The organism is Aquitalea sp. ASV15 (assembly GCF_016429115.1).
Lineage (GTDB): Bacteria > Pseudomonadota > Gammaproteobacteria > Burkholderiales > Chromobacteriaceae > Aquitalea > Aquitalea magnusonii.
The window spans coordinates 43317-59808 of the sequence record NZ_JAELTZ010000027.1 but is presented as its reverse complement, the minus strand read 5'-3'; the positions used below and the strand labels follow the sequence as shown (position 1 = coordinate 59808).

The 16492-nt window shown below is 62.3% G+C and carries 20 protein-coding genes and 1 pseudogene; 11 read left to right on the top strand and 10 right to left on the bottom strand.

Going from position 1 to position 16492, the window contains the following annotated elements; genetic code table 11:
• The 4 genes and pseudogenes from JHD64_RS13245 to JHD64_RS13230 form a co-directional block, all read left to right on the top strand.
• Nucleotides 1-816 (top strand): annotated as a pseudogene (locus JHD64_RS13245) (GntP family permease); the annotation flags it as partial.
• Nucleotides 817-870: 54 nt separating this feature from the next.
• Nucleotides 871-1647, top strand: a complete 777-nt coding sequence (locus tag JHD64_RS13240; RefSeq protein ID WP_199053519.1) for a 3-hydroxybutyrate dehydrogenase — start codon at nt 871-873, stop codon at nt 1645-1647.
• 19 nt (nt 1648-1666) lie between these two features.
• Complete coding sequence (locus tag JHD64_RS13235) at nt 1667-2380, top strand: CoA transferase subunit A (RefSeq protein ID WP_199053518.1); 714 nt, start codon at nt 1667-1669, stop codon at nt 2378-2380.
• A gap of 2 nt (nt 2381-2382) precedes the next feature.
• The gene (locus JHD64_RS13230) at nt 2383-3063 is read left to right on the top strand and encodes a CoA transferase subunit B (protein ID WP_199053517.1); all 681 of its coding nucleotides are present in this window, start codon (nt 2383-2385) and stop codon (nt 3061-3063) included.
• A gap of 120 nt (nt 3064-3183) precedes the next feature.
• Here the strand turns inward: JHD64_RS13230 and ubiB are convergent, their stop codons facing one another.
• The 6 genes from ubiB to queA form a co-directional block, all read right to left on the bottom strand.
• Entirely contained in the window at nt 3184-4710 is a 1527-nt protein-coding gene (gene ubiB, locus JHD64_RS13225) for a ubiquinone biosynthesis regulatory protein kinase UbiB (RefSeq protein ID WP_059285356.1), read from the bottom strand.
• A 17-nt stretch (nt 4711-4727) separates the two neighbouring features.
• Nucleotides 4728-5306, bottom strand: coding sequence for an SCP2 domain-containing protein (locus tag JHD64_RS13220; RefSeq protein ID WP_110313385.1), 579 nt, complete (start codon nt 5304-5306; stop codon nt 4728-4730).
• 31 nt (nt 5307-5337) lie between these two features.
• Nucleotides 5338-5967 (bottom strand): LysE family translocator, encoded by a 630-nt coding sequence (locus tag JHD64_RS13215; protein ID WP_199053516.1) that lies wholly within the window; start codon nt 5965-5967, stop codon nt 5338-5340.
• 72 nt (nt 5968-6039) lie between these two features.
• Entirely contained in the window at nt 6040-6774 is a 735-nt protein-coding gene (gene ubiE, locus JHD64_RS13210) for a bifunctional demethylmenaquinone methyltransferase/2-methoxy-6-polyprenyl-1,4-benzoquinol methylase UbiE (protein ID WP_059287048.1), read from the bottom strand.
• 2 nt (nt 6775-6776) lie between these two features.
• Nucleotides 6777-7148, bottom strand: coding sequence for a gamma-butyrobetaine hydroxylase-like domain-containing protein (locus JHD64_RS13205; RefSeq protein WP_059287047.1), 372 nt, complete (start codon nt 7146-7148; stop codon nt 6777-6779).
• Between the two features lie 25 nt (nt 7149-7173).
• A complete protein-coding gene (gene queA, locus JHD64_RS13200; protein WP_199053515.1) occupies nt 7174-8205 on the bottom strand; it encodes a tRNA preQ1(34) S-adenosylmethionine ribosyltransferase-isomerase QueA in 1032 nt (343 codons plus the stop codon).
• Between the two features lie 300 nt (nt 8206-8505).
• Here queA and aroQ point away from each other — a divergent pair, with 300 nt between their 5' ends.
• The 7 genes from aroQ (at nt 8506) to JHD64_RS13165 (ending at nt 14087) form a co-directional block, all read left to right on the top strand.
• The gene (gene aroQ / locus JHD64_RS13195) at nt 8506-8955 is read left to right on the top strand and encodes a type II 3-dehydroquinate dehydratase (RefSeq protein WP_059287045.1); all 450 of its coding nucleotides are present in this window, start codon (nt 8506-8508) and stop codon (nt 8953-8955) included.
• A gap of 34 nt (nt 8956-8989) precedes the next feature.
• Nucleotides 8990-9451, top strand: a complete 462-nt coding sequence (gene accB, locus JHD64_RS13190) for an acetyl-CoA carboxylase biotin carboxyl carrier protein (RefSeq protein WP_199053514.1) — start codon at nt 8990-8992, stop codon at nt 9449-9451.
• A gap of 97 nt (nt 9452-9548) precedes the next feature.
• Entirely contained in the window at nt 9549-10907 is a 1359-nt protein-coding gene (gene accC, locus JHD64_RS13185; RefSeq protein ID WP_059287043.1) for an acetyl-CoA carboxylase biotin carboxylase subunit, read from the top strand.
• Nucleotides 10907-11803 carry a 50S ribosomal protein L11 methyltransferase gene (prmA, locus tag JHD64_RS13180; RefSeq protein ID WP_199053513.1) on the top strand — a complete coding sequence of 299 codons (897 nt, stop codon included), beginning with the start codon at nt 10907-10909 and terminating at the stop codon, nt 11801-11803. The genes accC and prmA overlap by 1 nt, the downstream gene beginning before the upstream one ends.
• A complete protein-coding gene (locus tag JHD64_RS13175) occupies nt 11800-12960 on the top strand; it encodes a DUF3426 domain-containing protein (RefSeq protein WP_199053512.1) in 1161 nt (386 codons plus the stop codon). The genes prmA and JHD64_RS13175 overlap by 4 nt, the downstream gene beginning before the upstream one ends.
• Before the next feature lie 124 nt (nt 12961-13084).
• On the top strand, nt 13085-13660 hold the full coding sequence (locus JHD64_RS13170; RefSeq protein ID WP_199053511.1) for a redoxin domain-containing protein: 576 nt from the start codon (nt 13085-13087) through the stop codon (nt 13658-13660).
• 196 nt (nt 13661-13856) lie between these two features.
• Nucleotides 13857-14087, top strand: a complete 231-nt coding sequence (locus JHD64_RS13165; RefSeq protein ID WP_199053510.1) for a hypothetical protein — start codon at nt 13857-13859, stop codon at nt 14085-14087.
• A 70-nt stretch (nt 14088-14157) separates the two neighbouring features.
• Here JHD64_RS13165 and JHD64_RS13160 read toward each other — a convergent pair whose 3' ends face one another.
• The 4 genes from JHD64_RS13160 to grxC all read right to left on the bottom strand — a co-directional run bounded on the left by JHD64_RS13160 (nt 14158) and on the right by grxC (nt 16470).
• Nucleotides 14158-15162 (bottom strand): NAD(P)H-dependent glycerol-3-phosphate dehydrogenase, encoded by a 1005-nt coding sequence (locus tag JHD64_RS13160; protein ID WP_110313370.1) that lies wholly within the window; start codon nt 15160-15162, stop codon nt 14158-14160.
• A 3-nt stretch (nt 15163-15165) separates the two neighbouring features.
• Nucleotides 15166-15612 (bottom strand): SH3 domain-containing protein, encoded by a 447-nt coding sequence (locus JHD64_RS13155; RefSeq protein ID WP_199053509.1) that lies wholly within the window; start codon nt 15610-15612, stop codon nt 15166-15168.
• Nucleotides 15612-16064 (bottom strand): protein-export chaperone SecB, encoded by a 453-nt coding sequence (gene secB / locus JHD64_RS13150; protein ID WP_059287677.1) that lies wholly within the window; start codon nt 16062-16064, stop codon nt 15612-15614. The genes JHD64_RS13155 and secB overlap by 1 nt, the downstream gene beginning before the upstream one ends.
• 148 nt (nt 16065-16212) lie before the next feature.
• Nucleotides 16213-16470, bottom strand: coding sequence for a glutaredoxin 3 (grxC, locus tag JHD64_RS13145; RefSeq protein ID WP_110313372.1), 258 nt, complete (start codon nt 16468-16470; stop codon nt 16213-16215).
• Nucleotides 16471-16492 lie beyond the last annotated feature (22 nt).

The following is a 16492-nucleotide window of genomic DNA, read 5'->3' as shown; positions in this document are numbered from 1 at the left end:
GTCGGCCTCACTTATCTGGAATGGCGCCGCCGCAGCCTGATGGCCAAGGGCGAAGGCTATGGCACCGACTTGCGCAACGAGCCGGAACAGATCGACACCAGCAATCTGCCCTCGCCCTGGCTGGCCATTGCCCCCTTGCTATTGATCGGCATCAGCAACTTTGCCTTCACCCGCTGGATTCCGGCCTGGTATGGCGCCAGCCACGAGCTGAAACTGGCCGGCATGGCCAAGCCGGTCACCACGCAGATCTCCACCGTCACCGCCATCTGGTCGGTGGAAGCCGCCCTGCTGCTGGGCATTGCCTTTGTGGTGCTGACCGCCTGGCCCGCCATCCGCGAGAAGTTTGCCGAAGGCAGCAAGGGCGCGATTGCCGGGGCCATGCTGGCGGCGATGAACACCGCATCGGAATACGGCTTTGGTGCGGTGATTGCCGCCCTGCCCGGCTTTATGGTGATTGCGCATGCCTTGCAGAACATTCCCAACCCGCTGGTCAATGCCGCCGTCACCGTCAGCACGCTGGCCGGCGTGACTGGTTCGGCCTCCGGCGGCATGAGCATTGCGCTGGCCGCCATGGGCGAGCAGTTCATCAGCGCCTGCCAGGCTGCCGGCATTCCGCTGGAAGTGCTGCACCGGGTAGTCGCCATGGCCAGTGGCGGCATGGACACCCTGCCGCATAACGGCGCAGTGATCACCCTGCTGGCGGTCACCGGCCTCACCCACCGCGAGGCTTACCGCGACATCTTTGCCGTCACCCTGATCAAGACGCTGGCGGTGTTCTTCGTGATTACCGTGTTCTATCTCACCGGTCTTGTGTAAACCCATCCATCACAGCGGCCCCGCCCTGCGGCGGGGCCTGACAGGATAAGCATCATGACTTCACTGGCAGGAAAAACCGCGCTGGTTACCGGCTCCACCAGCGGCATCGGTCTGGGCATTGCCCAGGCGCTGGCCGAGGCCGGCGCCAATATCGTGCTCAACGGCTTTGGCGATGTTGAGGCGGCACTGGCCCACATCCGCACCACCTGCGTGCAGGCCTGGCATCACCCGGCAGATTTGTCCGACCCGGCCCAGATCGACGCATTGTGCGCCTTTGCCGCGCACGAAACCGGCGGCGTGGACATTCTGGTCAACAATGCCGGCATCCAGCATGTGGCGCCCATCGAGACCTTTCCCCCGGCGCAATGGGACAAGGTGCTGGCCATCAATCTGAGCGCGGTGTTCCACACCAGCCGCCTGCTGCTGCCGCTGATGCGCCAGCGCGGCTGGGGCCGCATCATCAATATCGCCTCTACCCATGGCCTGGTGGCCTCCAGCGGCAAATCCGCCTATGTGGCCGCCAAGCACGGCGTGCTGGGCCTGACCAAGACCGTGGCGCTGGAAACCGCCCATAGCCCTGTCACCTGCAATGCCATTTGTCCGGGCTGGGTGCTCACCCCGCTGGTGGCACAGCAGATAGCCGACCGTGCCAAAGCGCAGGGCATCAGCCCTGAGCAGGCCCAGCGCGACTTGCTGGCCGAGAAACAACCCTCCGGCCAGTTTGTCACGCCGCAGCAACTGGGCGCGCTGGCGGTGTTTCTGTGCAGCCCGGCGGCCGACGAAGTACGCGGCGCCGCCTGGGCCATGGATGGCGGCTGGACCGCCCAATAAGCAAAGCAAGGACCATGCAATGAACAAGCTCTACCCTGATGCCGCCACGGCCCTGGCCGACATCGTGGCCGATGGCCAGACCATCGCCGTGGGCGGCTTCGGCCTGTGCGGCATTCCCGAGGCGCTGATCGCCGCGCTGCGCGACAGCGGCGTGCGCAATCTCACCGCCATTTCCAATAATGCCGGGGTGGACGGCTTTGGCCTGGGCCAGCTGCTCAATACCCGGCAGATCCGCAAGATGATTGCCTCCTATGTGGGAGAGAACAAGGAATTCGAACGCCAGTACCTGAGCGGCGAGCTGGAGCTGGAATTCACCCCGCAAGGCACGCTGGCGGAAAAACTGCGCGCTGGCGGCAGCGGCATTCCGGCCTTTTTCACCCGCACCGGCTACGGCACGCTGGTGGCCGAGGGCAAGGAAGTGCGTGAATTCAACGGCCTGCCGCATATCCTGGAGCAGGCGTTGCAGGCCGATGTGGCGCTGGTCAAGGCCTGGAAGGCCGACCGCGCCGGTAATCTGCTTTACCGCCGTACCGCGCGCAATTTCAATCCCAATGTCGCCATGGCCGGACGCATCACCGTGGCCGAGGTAGAAGAGATCGTGGAAAACGGCATGCTGGACCCGGACGCCATCCACACCCCCGGCATTTTCGTGCAGCGACTGGTGCTGAACCCCCATCCCGAAAAACGCATCGAGCAGCGCACCGTGCGCGCTGCCAGTCTGGCGGAGGCATAAGCATGGCCTGGACCCGAGAACAAATGGCCGCCCGTGCGGCACAGGAATTGCAGGACGGCTTTTATGTCAATCTGGGCATCGGCCTGCCCACGCTGGTGGCCAATCATGTGCCCGCCGGCATGGAGGTATGGCTGCAATCGGAAAACGGCCTGCTGGGCATCGGCCCGTTTCCGACCGCAGACGAGATAGACCCGGACCTGATCAACGCCGGCAAGCAAACCATCACCACCCTGCCCGGCTCGGCCATTTTCAGCTCGGCCGACTCCTTTGGCATGATCCGGGGCGGCAAGATCGATCTGGCCATTCTGGGGGCGATGCAGGTGAGCCAGCGTGGCGATCTGGCCAACTGGATGATTCCCGGCAAGATGGTCAAGGGCATGGGTGGCGCCATGGACCTGGTGGCCGGCGTGGGCAAGGTGGTGGTGCTGATGGAGCACACCGCCAAGAAAAAGGACGGCAGCGAGGAAGCCAAGCTGCTGGAGCGCTGCAGCCTGCCGCTGACCGGCGTGGGGGTGGTCAGCCTGATCATCACCGACCTGGGCGTCATCCGGGTGGAGGCCGACGGCCTGCATCTGCAGGAGCTGGCGCCGGGTGTCAGCCTGCATGACATCTGCTCGCGCACCGCTGCGCCGCTGAAGCTGTCGGCCATGGTCAGCAGCGGACAGCCCGCCTTGGCCTGCTGAGCGGTATCAGCCGCGCCAGGCGACCGGCGCAGAAAAAAAGCACGCCGTCGGCAAAACGGGCGTGCTTTTTCTTGGCTGGAGCGGCGGGCAACAGCGCCGCAGGAGCTTGGTGAGTGGCGCTTACAACAAGGACTTGGCCAGCAAGACCGTCAGCAGGATGGCAATCAGCGTCAGCAGGAAGTTCTGCCGTTTCTGCTCGCGCATCAGCTGGATATAGCCTTCCACCAGCAGATCGCTCTTGGCCGCCGACAGCGCCTCGTTCAGCTTGCGCGGCAGCGTGGGCAGGGTGGTGGCCCATTGCGGAGCCTCCTGCTTGAGCGTGCGCAACATGCCGCGCCAGCCCATCTGCTCGTTCATCCACTTGGTAAGGAAGGGTTTGGCGGTGACCCACAAGTCCAGATTGGGGTCAAGCTGGCGGCCCAGGCCCTCGATATTGAGCAGGGTTTTCTGCAGCAATACCAGCTGCGGCTGGATTTCCACATTGAAGCGACGACTGGTTTCAAACAGGCGCAGCAACACCAGACCGAAGGAAATCTCCGACAAGGGCTTTTCGAAAATCGGCTCGCACACCGTGCGTACCGCCGCCTCCAGCTCCTCGGCGCGGGTTTCTTTCGGCACCCAGCCGGATTCGATATGCGCGGTGGCCACGCGGTGGTAATCGCGATTGAAGAAGGCCAGGAAATTCACTGCCAGATAATGCTTGTCCTCGTCGGTGAGGCTGCCGACGATGCCGAAGTCCAGCGCGATATAACGGCCATCCTCCGCCACGAAGATATTGCCCGGGTGCATGTCGGCATGGAAAAAACCATGGCGGAACACCTGGGTAAAGAAGATCTCCACGCCAAAGCGCGACAGCTTGCTCAAGTCCACACCCTGCTCGCGCAGGCGCTCGATCTGCCCCACCGGCGTGCCATGCATCCACTCCAGCGTCAGTACCTGACGGTTGGTGTAGTCGTAAAACACTTCCGGCACGATCAGCATGTCCGAACCGATAAAGTTGCGGCGCAGCTGCGAGGCATTGGCCGCCTCGTGCATCATGTCCAGTTCGTCGTGCAGGTATTTGTCGAACTCGGCCACCACCTCGCGCGGCTTCAGCCGTTTGCCGTCGATGAAGAAGCGCTCCACCCAGCGGGCCAGCGTGGCCATCAAGGCCAGATCCTGCTCGATCACCGGCTGGATGCCGGGACGCAATACCTTGACCGCCACTTCGCGGCCACGGCTGCCATCCGGCTGTTTCAGCCAGGCCTTGTGCACCTGTGCCACCGAGGCACTGGCCACCGGGGTGATCTCAAAATCCACATACAGGTTTTCCACCGGCTGGCCAAAGCTCTGTTCGATCACCTGCCGCGCCAGTGCGCCGTCAAACGGGGCCACGCGGTCCTGCAACTGCGCCAGCGCGTCGGCATAGTCCGGCGGCAGCAGATCGCGCCGGGTGGACAATACCTGGCCGAACTTGACGAAAATCGGCCCCAGGCTTTCCAGCGCCAGCCGGACACGCTCGGGTAGCGGTGCGCTGACATCACGCGGCAGCGGACACAGCTTCAGCAGCGTATGGACAAAACCCAGCCGCGAATGGCCTTCGAAAAAATCATCCAGACCATAACGGTACAGCGTGGAAACAATCTTGAAAAAACGCGAAATCCGCATAATGACCGGGCTAGCCCTTATTCCTTTGGTTTCACCAGCGCCGCTTCCAGCCGCGCCAGTCTTTTTTCGCTACGCGCCACATCGTCACGCAGGCTGTCCACGGCGGCCACAAAGCCGCCCACCGCCTGACGGCTGGCCAGCATGGGTGCTTCTTCGCGCAGGTGCTCCACCCAGTTTTCCAGCAGGCGCCAGGCAATTTCGCCCTTGAAGCCGAGCGAGGCGCGTGCCACGCGCTGCAAGCGGTGGGCCGCCGCATCGCCCATCACCCGCGACAGGTCTTCGCCGGCATCCCAGCGCAGACGCGCAATCAGCCGGCCGATGGCCGCGGCCAGCTCGGCGTCGCCTTCCAGGCTGACATCGCTCAGCGCCGGGTCGCGACCGCTCACCGCCGCCAGCGCGGCGGCATGCTGCAAGCGGATGGTGGCCTCCGGCTCGCCGGCGCAGGCGGCCAGCCAGCCTTCATCGGTAATCACTCCGCGCACCGTCAGCGGAGCCAGCACGATGCCGACACGACGGCCGGCGTGGGCCGCCAGCTCGGCCCGCACGGCAGGCTGCTGGTTCAGCAGATGATTGAATACGGCAATCTGGATACGCATCAGCAATGCTCCACAAACAAGCGGCCCGGCTTCAGGGTTTCAAGCGGGCAAACAAGAGATTGATACCCAGCAGGATAAACAGACCGCCACACAGCTGGTCCAGCCGCTGCGCCACACCCTTGCGCCGCAGCCACTCACCCAGCCGCGCCGACAGCAAGGCCAGCGCCGCACACCACAGCAGGCCGGTTGCCACGAAGGTAAGGCCAAGAATCACAAAGGACACGGCAGTGGCCCCCGGCTTGACGAACTGCGGCAGAAAGGCGAGGAAGAACAGCGCCACCTTGGGATTGAACAGATTGGTGAAAAAAGCCTCGCACAGGATCTTGCCGGGCCGTGCGGCTTGCAGCCGGGCGGCATCGCCAGCCACGCTGCTGCCGGGCTGGCGCAGCATCTTCACACCCAGGTACAGCAAATAGCCTGCGCCCAGCAGCTTGACCGCCAGAAAGGCCATGGCCGAGGCGGCCAGCAGCGCCGACAGGCCAAAGGCCGCCAGCAGGGTATGGCCAACACTGCCCAGGCCGATGCCCAGGGCCGACAGCAGGCCGACACGACTGCCCTGGGCCGTGCTGCGCCCCAGAATGTAAAAGGTGTCCGGGCCGGGCGTCAGGTTGAGCAACAAGCCTGCCGCCATGAAGGCCCACAGATTGGTGATGCCATCCATGGCGCTTTCCTTGTCATTGCCTTGCTCTGGTGAGCGGGGGAGCGCTGCCCGCGGGCAGCCTCCGCTGCCGGATCAGAGTTTGTAGCCCTTGTGCAGCGCTACCACGCCGCCGGTCATATTGTGATAGTCCACCTTGCCGAAGCCGGCTTCCTGCATCATGGCTTTCAGGGTTTCCTGGTCCGGATGCATGCGGATGGATTCGGCCAGATACTGGTAGCTGTCGGCATCGCCGGCCACCATCTTGCCCATCACCGGCAGCGCCTTGAAGGAGTAGAAGTCATAGAAGGGCGACAGCGGTTTCCAAACCTTGGAAAATTCCAGCACCATCAGCTTGCCGCCCGGCTTGAGCACGCGGCACATTTCCTTGAGCGCGGCGTCCTTGTGCGTCATGTTGCGCAGGCCAAAGGCCACCGACACCGCATCGAAGTAGTTGTCCGGGAACGGCAGCTTTTCCGCATCGGCCAGCGATACCGGCAGGATCAGGCCCTCGTCCAGCAGGCGGTCACGGCCCACGGTCAGCATGGAGCTGTTGATGTCGGTCAGCCACACTTCGCCCTTCTTGCCCACGCGCTTGGACCAGCCACGCGCCAGGTCGCCGGTGCCACCGGCGATGTCCAGCACCTTGTCGCCGGGCTTGACGCCGGAGGTGGTGAGGGTGAAATGCTTCCACACGCGATGCAGGCCACCGGACATCAGGTCGTTCATCACGTCGTACTTCTTGGCGACAGAGTGGAAAACTTCGGCCACCTTGCCGGCTTTTTCACTCTCGGCCACCGTCTTGAAGCCAAAATGCGTTTCTTGATCCATATTCACTCCCTGCTCGCGCCTGCGGCGGCGAGGCGATTCAGATAATCCTGCCAGTATGCCTGTTGCTGCGCACCCAGCTCGTAAAGATAAGTCCAGCTGTAAAGGCCGCTGTCGTGGCCATCATCAAAAGTGATCTTCAAGGCGTAGTGGCCCACCGGCTCCAGCGCGGTGATGCCGACATGGCGCTTGCCCACCTGCAGCACTTCCTGACCGGCACCGTGGCCACGTACCTCGGCCGAGGGCGAATACACCCGCAGATATTCGGCCGGCAGCTGGAAGCACGCACCATCATCAAAGCTGATTTCCAGCGTACGCGAAACGGCGTGCAGGGTGATTTCCTGCACCTGGGCACTATTGGGACTGATTCCTGCCATGTCTGCCTCGTCGTGTAATGGGGCCTTAGCCCTGCTCGTCCTTGCGTTCCAGCAGCATGGCATCGCCATAACTGAAGAAGCGGTATTCCTGCTGCACCGCATGGGCGTAGGCCGCACGCATTTCCGGGTAGCCGGCAAAGGCCGACACCAGCATCAGCAAGGTGGATTTGGGCAGGTGGAAATTGGTCAGCAAACGGTCCACCACGCGGAAACGATAACCCGGCGTGATAAAGATGTCGGTTTCGCCACGACCAGCCACCAGTTCGCCACTGCGTGCGGCGGATTCCAGTGCGCGCATGCTGGTGGTGCCCACCGCCAGTACCTTGTTGCCTCGCGCACGGGCGGCCTGGATCAGCTCGTAAGTGCGTTGCGGCACATCGTAGATTTCGCTGTGCATCTTGTGATCGGCAATGTTTTCCACCCGCACCGGCTGGAAGGTGCCTGCGCCCACATGCAGGGTGACATAGGCCAGTTCCACGCCCTTGGCCTGCAAGGCCGCCAGCATGTCTTCGGTAAAGTGCAGGCCGGCGGTGGGTGCTGCCACCGCGCCCTGTTCACGGGCATAGACGGTCTGGTAGCGCTCGTCGTCATCGCCTTCGGCACTTCTCTCTATATAGGGAGGCAGTGGCAGCTTGCCCGAGGCTTCCAGAATGTCGAAGACATTGTCTTCGGCCAGAAAGCGCAGCTTGAACAGCGCGTCGTCGCGCTCGACCATTTCCGCTTCCCAGCGTTCGGCAAAAATCAGCCGCGTGCCGGGCTTGGGCGATTTGGAAGAGCGCACATGAGCCAGCACGGTATGGGCATCCAGCACGCGCTCGACCAGGGCTTCTATCTTGCCGCCGCTGGCTTTTTCGCCAAATAGCCTGGCCTTGATGACGCGGGTATCGTTGAATACCATCACGTCACCGGCGCTGACGTGGGCGGCAAAATCGGCAAACTGCCCGTCGCTCAGGCTAGTGCCGGCAACATGCAGCAAACGGCTGGCACCGCGCACCGCGGGCGGATGCTGGGCAATCAGGTGTTCTGGCAGGTGGTAATCGAAATCAGACAGCAGCATGGCGTGAAGCTCGAATCAAAACCGGCAAATTATACCCGCGCCAGCCAGCCCCGGCACGGACTTGTTCTGCCAGACGCCGAATTTGAGCTTGATCAAGAGTGTGGCGCAAGGAACTGTAAAAAATTTGCCACCGTTTAAAATGCGGTTCACTGTAGTGTATTCGCTCGAAATGGCGGGCTTTCCGGCCAAATCCGGCGCAGCGGCCAAACATCAAACAACCGTTTGAAATACTGGAAAAGCTAGACATCGTGTCGCCATTTGCGGCAAACTCGCGCCCATGTTGAACTCAGGAGCAAAGCTTTGACCGGAAAAATCCTTGTGCTGCACGGCCCCAACCTCAATCTGCTCGGAACACGGGAACCACAGCACTATGGCCGGGATACGCTTGCCTCCATCAACCAGCGGCTGACCGAACAGGCCAGCGCCGCCGGTTTCGAGCTTGAGGCGCTGCAAAGCAACGCCGAACACCTCTTGATTGACCGCGTCCACGCCTGCATGACAGACGGAACGTCGTTCATCATCATCAATCCAGCGGCCTTCACCCACACCAGCGTTGCCCTGCGTGACGCCATTTCCGGGGTGAAGGTGCCATTCATAGAAGTCCACCTGTCCAACGTCCACGCCCGTGAACCCTTCCGCCAGCATTCGTATTTTTCCGATCTGGCGGTCGGCGTGATCTGCGGCCTGGGCGCGCAGGGCTATGAGCTGGCACTTGCGCACGCCATCCGGCGTCTGTCCGCGCAAGCCTGAGCATAATAAAGTACATCCCATCCGAAGGATTACCATGGATCTGCGTAAACTGAAGAAACTGATCGATCTCGTCGAAGAATCCGGCATTGCCGAGCTCGAGGTGACCGAAGGGGAAGAGAAAGTCCGCATCACCCGCGTATCGGCCAACACCCAGATCGCCTACGCCCAGCCGATGATGCAGATGCCGATGCAACAGCAAATGGCCGCACCGGCCGCCGCACCGGTCGCTGCCGCAGCCGAAGCACCGGCTGCCGCCAACAACGCCAATGCGCTGAAGTCGCCGATGGTCGGCACCTTCTACCGTTCGGCCAGCCCGGGCTCCAAGCCTTTTGTCGAAGTGGGCCAGAGCGTGAATGCCGGGGATACCCTGTGCATCATCGAAGCCATGAAACTGATGAACGAAATCGAAGCGGATCGTTCCGGCGTGGTGAAGGCCGTACTGGCCGAAGACGGCCAGCCGGTTGAATACGGCGAGCCGCTGTTCATCATCGAATAATTCTCTCTGCTTCGCTAATAGACGCCAGAGATGACAGGGCACGACGCAGCGTCTGTGCCCTTGTCGTTTGACGCGCCACTCAACGGACGTCCCTACCATGTTTGAAAAAATCCTGATTGCAAACCGCGGCGAAATCGCCCTGCGCATCCAGCGCGCCTGCCGCGAAATGGGCATCAAGACCGTGGTCGTGCATTCCGAAGCCGACCGCGAAGCCAAATACGTCAAGCTGGCCGATGAATCGGTCTGCATTGGCCCGGCCCCGTCGACCAAGAGCTATCTGAATGTGCCGGCGCTGATTGCCGCTGCAGAAGTGACCGACGCCCAGGCCATCCACCCCGGTTACGGCTTTCTGTCGGAAAACGCCGACTTTGCCGAACGGGTGGAACAGTCCGGTTTCGTGTTCATCGGCCCGCGCCCGGAAACCATCCGCCTGATGGGCGACAAGGTCTCCGCCAAGGATGCGATGATTGCCGCCGGCGTGCCCTGCGTGCCGGGTTCCGAAGGTGCCTTGCCGGATGATCCGGCCGAGATCGTCAAGATCGCCAAGAAAATCGGCTTCCCGGTCATCATCAAGGCAGCAGGCGGCGGCGGTGGCCGTGGCATGCGCGTGGTGCATACCGAAGGTGCGCTGATCAACTCGGTACAGATGACCCGCACCGAAGCCGGCGCCGCATTCGGCAACCCGACTGTCTACATGGAGAAATACCTGCAGCAGCCGCGCCATATCGAAATCCAGATCCTGGCCGACGAATACGGCAATGCCATCTACCTGGGCGAACGCGATTGCTCGATGCAGCGCCGTCACCAGAAAATCATCGAAGAAGCACCGGCTCCGGGCATCACCGACGAGCAGCGCCAGCGCATTGGCACCGCCTGCGCCGAAGCCTGCAGCCGCATCGGCTACCGTGGCGCCGGCACCTTTGAATTCCTGTTCGAAAACGGCGAGTTCTACTTCATCGAAATGAACACCCGCGTACAGGTGGAACACCCGGTGACCGAGATGATCACCGGCGTGGACATCGTGCAGGAGCAGATCCGCATTGCCGCCGGCGAAAAGCTGCGCTACAAGCAAAGCGACATCGTACTGCGCGGTCATGCCATGGAATGCCGTATCAACGCCGAAGACCCGTTTACCTTCGTGCCCTCGCCGGGCAAGATCGAAAGCTACCACCCGGCCGGTGGCCCAGGCATCCGCATTGATTCGCATATCTACCAGGGCTATACCGTGCCGTCGCACTACGACTCCATGGTCGGCAAGCTGATTTCCTACGGCGACACCCGCGAACAGGCCATGGCGCGCATGCGCGTGGCCCTGTCGGAAATCTCCATCTCCGGCATCAAGACCAATATCCCGCTGCACCAGGAATTGTTCATGGATGCCGCCTTCCAGCGTGGCAGCACCAGCATTCACTATCTGGAAGAACGCCTGTCGCAGATGAAAAAGGGAGAGGCATAATGGCCTGGCTGCAAGCCACCATCGACACCGATTCGGCGGTGGCCGAACGCCTGGCCGATGCCTTGATGGACGCCGGCGCACTGTCGACCGCCATTGAAGATGCGCTGGCCGGCACCGAGCTGGAACAGCCCATTTTCGGCGAACCCGGCATGCCGGTGGACAAGCTGTGGAATCACAGCCGCATCATCACCCTGTTTGCCGAAGATGCAGATGTCGCGCTGCTGATCGCCGCTGCCTGCACCGCCTGCAAGCTGGCCATGCCGGCCTACAAGACCGAACGCGTGGAAGAGCAGGACTGGGTGCGCCTGACGCAATCCCAGTTCGAGCCCATCCGCATTTCGGACCGCCTGTGGATCACCCCCACCTGGCACGATGCACCGTCGCCGGACGCCATCAACCTGCAACTGGACCCGGGCCTCGCCTTCGGTACTGGCAGCCATCCCACCACGCGGCTGTGCCTGCAATGGCTGGATGCGCACATTGCCGGTGGTGAAAGCGTGCTGGATTACGGCTGCGGCTCCGGCATTCTGGCCATTGCCGCCCTCAAGCTGGGCGCAGGCGCGGCGCTGGGGGTGGATATCGATGCCCAGGCGGTGCGTTCCAGCCGCGACAATGCAGAACAGAACCAGGTCAGCGCCACCTTCTGCCTGCCGGATGCCAATCCGGCCGAACAGTATGATGTGGTACTGGCCAATATTCTGGCCAATCCGCTGCGCATGCTCGGCCAGCTGTTGGCAAGCCATGTAAAAACCGGTGGTAGAATCGTGCTTTCCGGTATTCTTGCCGAACAGGCTGATGAACTGTCTGCCATTTATGCGCAATGGTTCACCATGGATACGCCCGTGTTCGACGAGGGTTGGACACGATTGACAGGAACCCGACGCCCAAGCGTATGAGCTATACGACACAGTGCCCCAGTTGCCAGACCCGTTTCAAGGTTAACGACAAGCAGTTATCTGCCGCCAACGGACTCGTCCGCTGCGGGCGCTGTTCGCATGTATTCAACGCCACCGAGCATTTTGTCAGCACCGACACCCCGCCGCCGGTACTGACGCCGCCACCGCTGGCTCCGCAGCCCGCGCCGGCCCCGCCGCCGGCAGCCGCCCGCACGCCACAGCCACCAGCCGATCCGATGGACGATTTCGAGCTGGAACTGCCCGACTTCGACCCGCAAACTGCGGCCGGACCGGCTCCAGCCGCGGATTTCGAGCTGGAAGCTGCCCCCGCGCTGGCACCTGCCACCGAACTGCAGCAGCCCGACGGCGCCAGCAGCCGCGAGGCAGAAGAATTCCAGCGGGCACTGGCCGAAGCCCTGCAAACCCGCAAAAACAGTCCGCCACCCAGCCAGAATTACGTCGCCGAACTGGATGAGCCAGAACAATCCGCTCCGCTGCCCGATGTATTCGGCAACAAACGTCGCCGTGGCGAACAGGCCGATGATGTCCCGCCGCCGGCAGCTGCGCCCAGCAGCGAGCAGGCTGACATTCCGGCTCCACCGCCGCGCCCGCCCCACCCCTATGGCGATCTGGGCGAAACAGATGAGGACAGCAGCAAGGACGAACAGCGGCGCAATCCGCTACTGACCGTGGCCATGGTCTTGCTGGCCATCATCGGCAGCGTGCTGCTGGCCGGCCAGCTGGTTTACTTCAACCGCACCCGCATTGCCGCCGAAGTACCGGAAGCGCGGCCGGCGCTGGAGGCTTTCTGCCATATTGCCGGTTGCAGTGTGCCCTGGCCCACCGATATCGCGCAGATCCGCACCGAATGGTCGGAGCTGGCCTTCGTGCCGGAACATGCCAACCTGATCCAGCTGTCCGCCACGTTGAAAAACCATGCCGCCTTTGCCCAGAACTATCCGATGCTGGAAGTTTCGCTCAAGGATGCCGACGACCAGGTGCTGATCCGCAAGGTGTTCTCGCCCAAGGAATACCTGAAGGCCGACGACTTCAAGCTGCAGCGCTTCAATGCCAACAGCGAGGTGAAAGTCACCATGCGGCTGGATGCCGGCAAGGTGCGCGCCATGGGCTACAGCCTGTACTGGTTCTATCCCTGAGCGGCAGCTCGCCCGTCACAAGCGGCCTCGGCCGCTTTTTTTGTGCCCGCAGGTCAACAGAATGGCGAATCGGCCTTGTATTTGGCGCCCTGCTGTCCACCATGAAAGGATAAGGAGGCAGCACATGGACGATTTCATACTGCAGTATGGTGACGAGGCCATTCCGGTGAGCGGCGATTTCCCGCGGCCGGACAGTTATCTGCCCAGCTTCATGCTGGTGGATGAATACAAACGCGATATTGCGCTGGAGGCGTTTGCCGGCCAGCCCAAGGTGATTCTGACCTTGCTGTCGCTGGACGAGGAAGAACACGGCGGCCTGGCACTGCTGCGCGACACCCGGCGCTTTCTCGAAAGCTGGCCGGCACTGCAGCTGATCATGGTCTGTGTCGATTCGCCCTCTTCCCTGCTGCGCAGCCGGCACGAACATGGCCTGCCCGGCGTCACCCTGCTGTCCACCCTGCGTGGTCGCGATTTTCACAAGCAATACGGGGTACTGGCCAGTGGCTATCCGCTTAGCGGCTATACCGCCCCGGCCATCCTGATTGCCGACGGCGACAATATCATTCTCTATGCTGAGCGCCTGCGCCACAGTAATGGCCGTTTCAATCAGCACGAGATTGCCCTGCGCCTGCAACAGGCCGCACCGGCGGAAGAGCACGCCACCACGGCCGGCACAGACGAGGCCGGCAGCCCGCCCTGAAGCCGCGGCGGAATCAGCCAGCACAGCATGGGTGGCCGGTGATGACGATGCGCACCGGCCAAAGTTCCGCGCCATTAAACACCAATAGTAAACAAATGATTTAAATAACCAGTATTTATTGAATCAATCGCCAAAAATATACTGTCACCAAGCTGCAGAACACAGCAGACCCCCTCTCTTCAGCAAGGAATACAGTATGAAAACCCTGGCCATCGCCCTGATTACCCTGATCAGCAGCAGCACCGTTTTTGCCCACGGCCGCGAGCACAACCCACCGCCAGCCGCCACGGTAAGCGCCTGGCAGGCCGAGCAGCAAGCCATCAACAATGATTTCGCCAGACTGCCGGCCTCCGAACAGCAGCGTATCCAGAAAATCCATGCCTACTGGGATGCGCAAAGCCTGCGCGAGAACCAGCACACGCACTAGGCAGCCGATATACGCAGCACACAAAAAAGCCTCCATTCCGGAGGCTTTGTTGACTGGCATGGCCGCACCGTCAATCCAGCGCGCCACCACCTTCCGACTTGGGCGCACGGCTCAGCAAGCCCTCCACCACCCGGTGCGGATCATTGCCCTGATACAGCAGGCCACATACGGCGGCGGTGATCGGCATTTCCACTTCCAGTCTTTCCGCCATGGTCAGCACTTCGCGGGCAGTGCTCACCCCTTCGGCCACATGGCCCAGTTCGGCCAGAATGGTTTCCAGCGATTTGCCTTCGGCCAGTTTCAAGCCTACCTGGCGGTTGCGCGACAGCGCACCGGTGCAGGTGAGAATGAGATCGCCCATGCCGGACAAACCCATCATGGTCTGCTGGCTGGCACCCAGCGCACTGGCCAGCCGGGTGATTTCTGCCAGGCCACGGGTGATGAGCGCGGCGCGGGCATTCATGCCAAAACCCAGGCCATCGGCCACACCGGTGGCAATGGCCATCACGTTCTTGACGGCGCCGCCCACTTCCACCCCCACCAGATCATCATTGGCATACAGCCGCAGCAAGGGGCTGTGCAGCTCGCGCGCCATGCGCCGGGCAAACTCGGCATCATCGGCGGCAATGGTGACGGCAGCCGGCAGGCCCTCGGCCACTTCACGGGCAAAGCTGGGGCCGGACAATACTCCGCAGGGGTGATCCGGCGGCAATTCTTCGGCCACCACCTGATGCGGCAACAGGCTGGAACCGGCTTCGAAGCCTTTGCACGCCCACAGGATGGGCGGCAGCGACGAGGACAGTGCCGTCAGGGCGCGCAAGGTCGGCCGCAGGCCGACGATGGGGGTGACGATAAGGATCAGCTCGGCACCATGGATGGCGCGCGGCAATTCTGCGGTCAGCGTGATGCTGGCGGGAAAGGGGCTGTCGGGCAGATAGCGACGGTTGACGCGTTCGGCAGCCATTTCCGACATCTGGGCGGCATCGCGGCCCCACAGGCTGACGTCATGATGACGGGCAAAAGCCAGCGCCAGGGCGCTACCCCAGGCTCCACTCCCCAGAATGGCCAGTTTCATGGTTTACAGGCCCCACAGATCGGTAATGCGGGCAAAGCCGCTGCTGCCATCGCGATGCTTGACCTTGACCCAGCCATCCTTGGGCGCTTCCTGCCATTGCAGCACACCATCGCGGGCCACGCTGAACAGGGGCTGGCCATCGGCCGAGGCCGTGGCGCGCACCACGGCCTGGTCGGCCGTCACCAGCAGCCAGCGCTGGCCGGACAGCGCCGCCTGCGGAATCCAGGCAATGCCGCCGGTGGCATCACGCACGCGTGCCCAGTCTTTCTGGCTGGACAACACTTCCACCGGATAATAACGGCTGACCAGGAACAGCTTTTTGGCACTCAATGCGGGCGCCTCGTACAGCGCCACACCGGTTTCCTTGACCGAACGGAATTCCAGCGCCTGCGCCGGCAGGGCATGCAGCCCGGCCAGCACGGCAGCAGCAGTGACGAGGCGGCGCAGCATCAGGCGTTGCCGGCTTCGGCTTGCTGGGCGCGCTGCTGCATGTACAGCGCTTCGAAGTTGATCGGCGACAGCAGCACCGGCGGGAAGCCGGCACGGTTCACCAGATTGGAAACGGTTTCACGGGCGTAGGGGAACAGGATGTTCGGGCAGGCCACGCCGAGAATCGGCTCGATGTCTTCAACCGGTACGTTTTCGATGCGGAAGATGCCGGCTTCGGTCACTTCGCACAGGAACATGGTTTTTTCCGGCAGCTTGGCGGTCACGGTCACGGTCAGCGCCACTTCGTAAAAGCCTTCATCGACCTGCTTGCCTTCGCTGGCCAGCTGCATGTCGATTTCCGGCTGGGCCGCTTCCAGATAGACCTGCGGTGCATTCGGCACTTCCAGGGACAGATCTTTTACGTAGATTTTTTCGATGGAGAATACCGGTTGCAGCTCTTGTTGCTCGCTCATGTCTCAGTCTCGCTGATGGCCGCCAATGGCAGCCGGTTGCAAAGGAAAATCAGGTTTGCATCATCGCATGAAAGCACGGTGTGCGGCCAGTGTGTCCCGGCGGGAATGGGCCGCTGCGGCGCAGGACTCCGTGCTTGCTTGATTGGCGTCAATCCGCCAGCAGCACATCCAGCTTGCCGGCCTGGTTCAGGGCCACCAGGTCATCGCAGCCGCCGACGTGGGTGTCGCCGATGAAGATTTGCGGCACGGTGCGCCGACCGGTGCTGCTCATCATGCGCTCGCGCGCCGCATCGTCCAGATCGATGCGGATTTCTTCGATGCCGGTCACACCCTTGCTGGCCAGCACTTGCTTGGCGCGGATGCAATAGGGGCAGACCGCCGTGGTATACATGGTGACGTGTTTCATGACAAAACCTGTTTGATGCGTG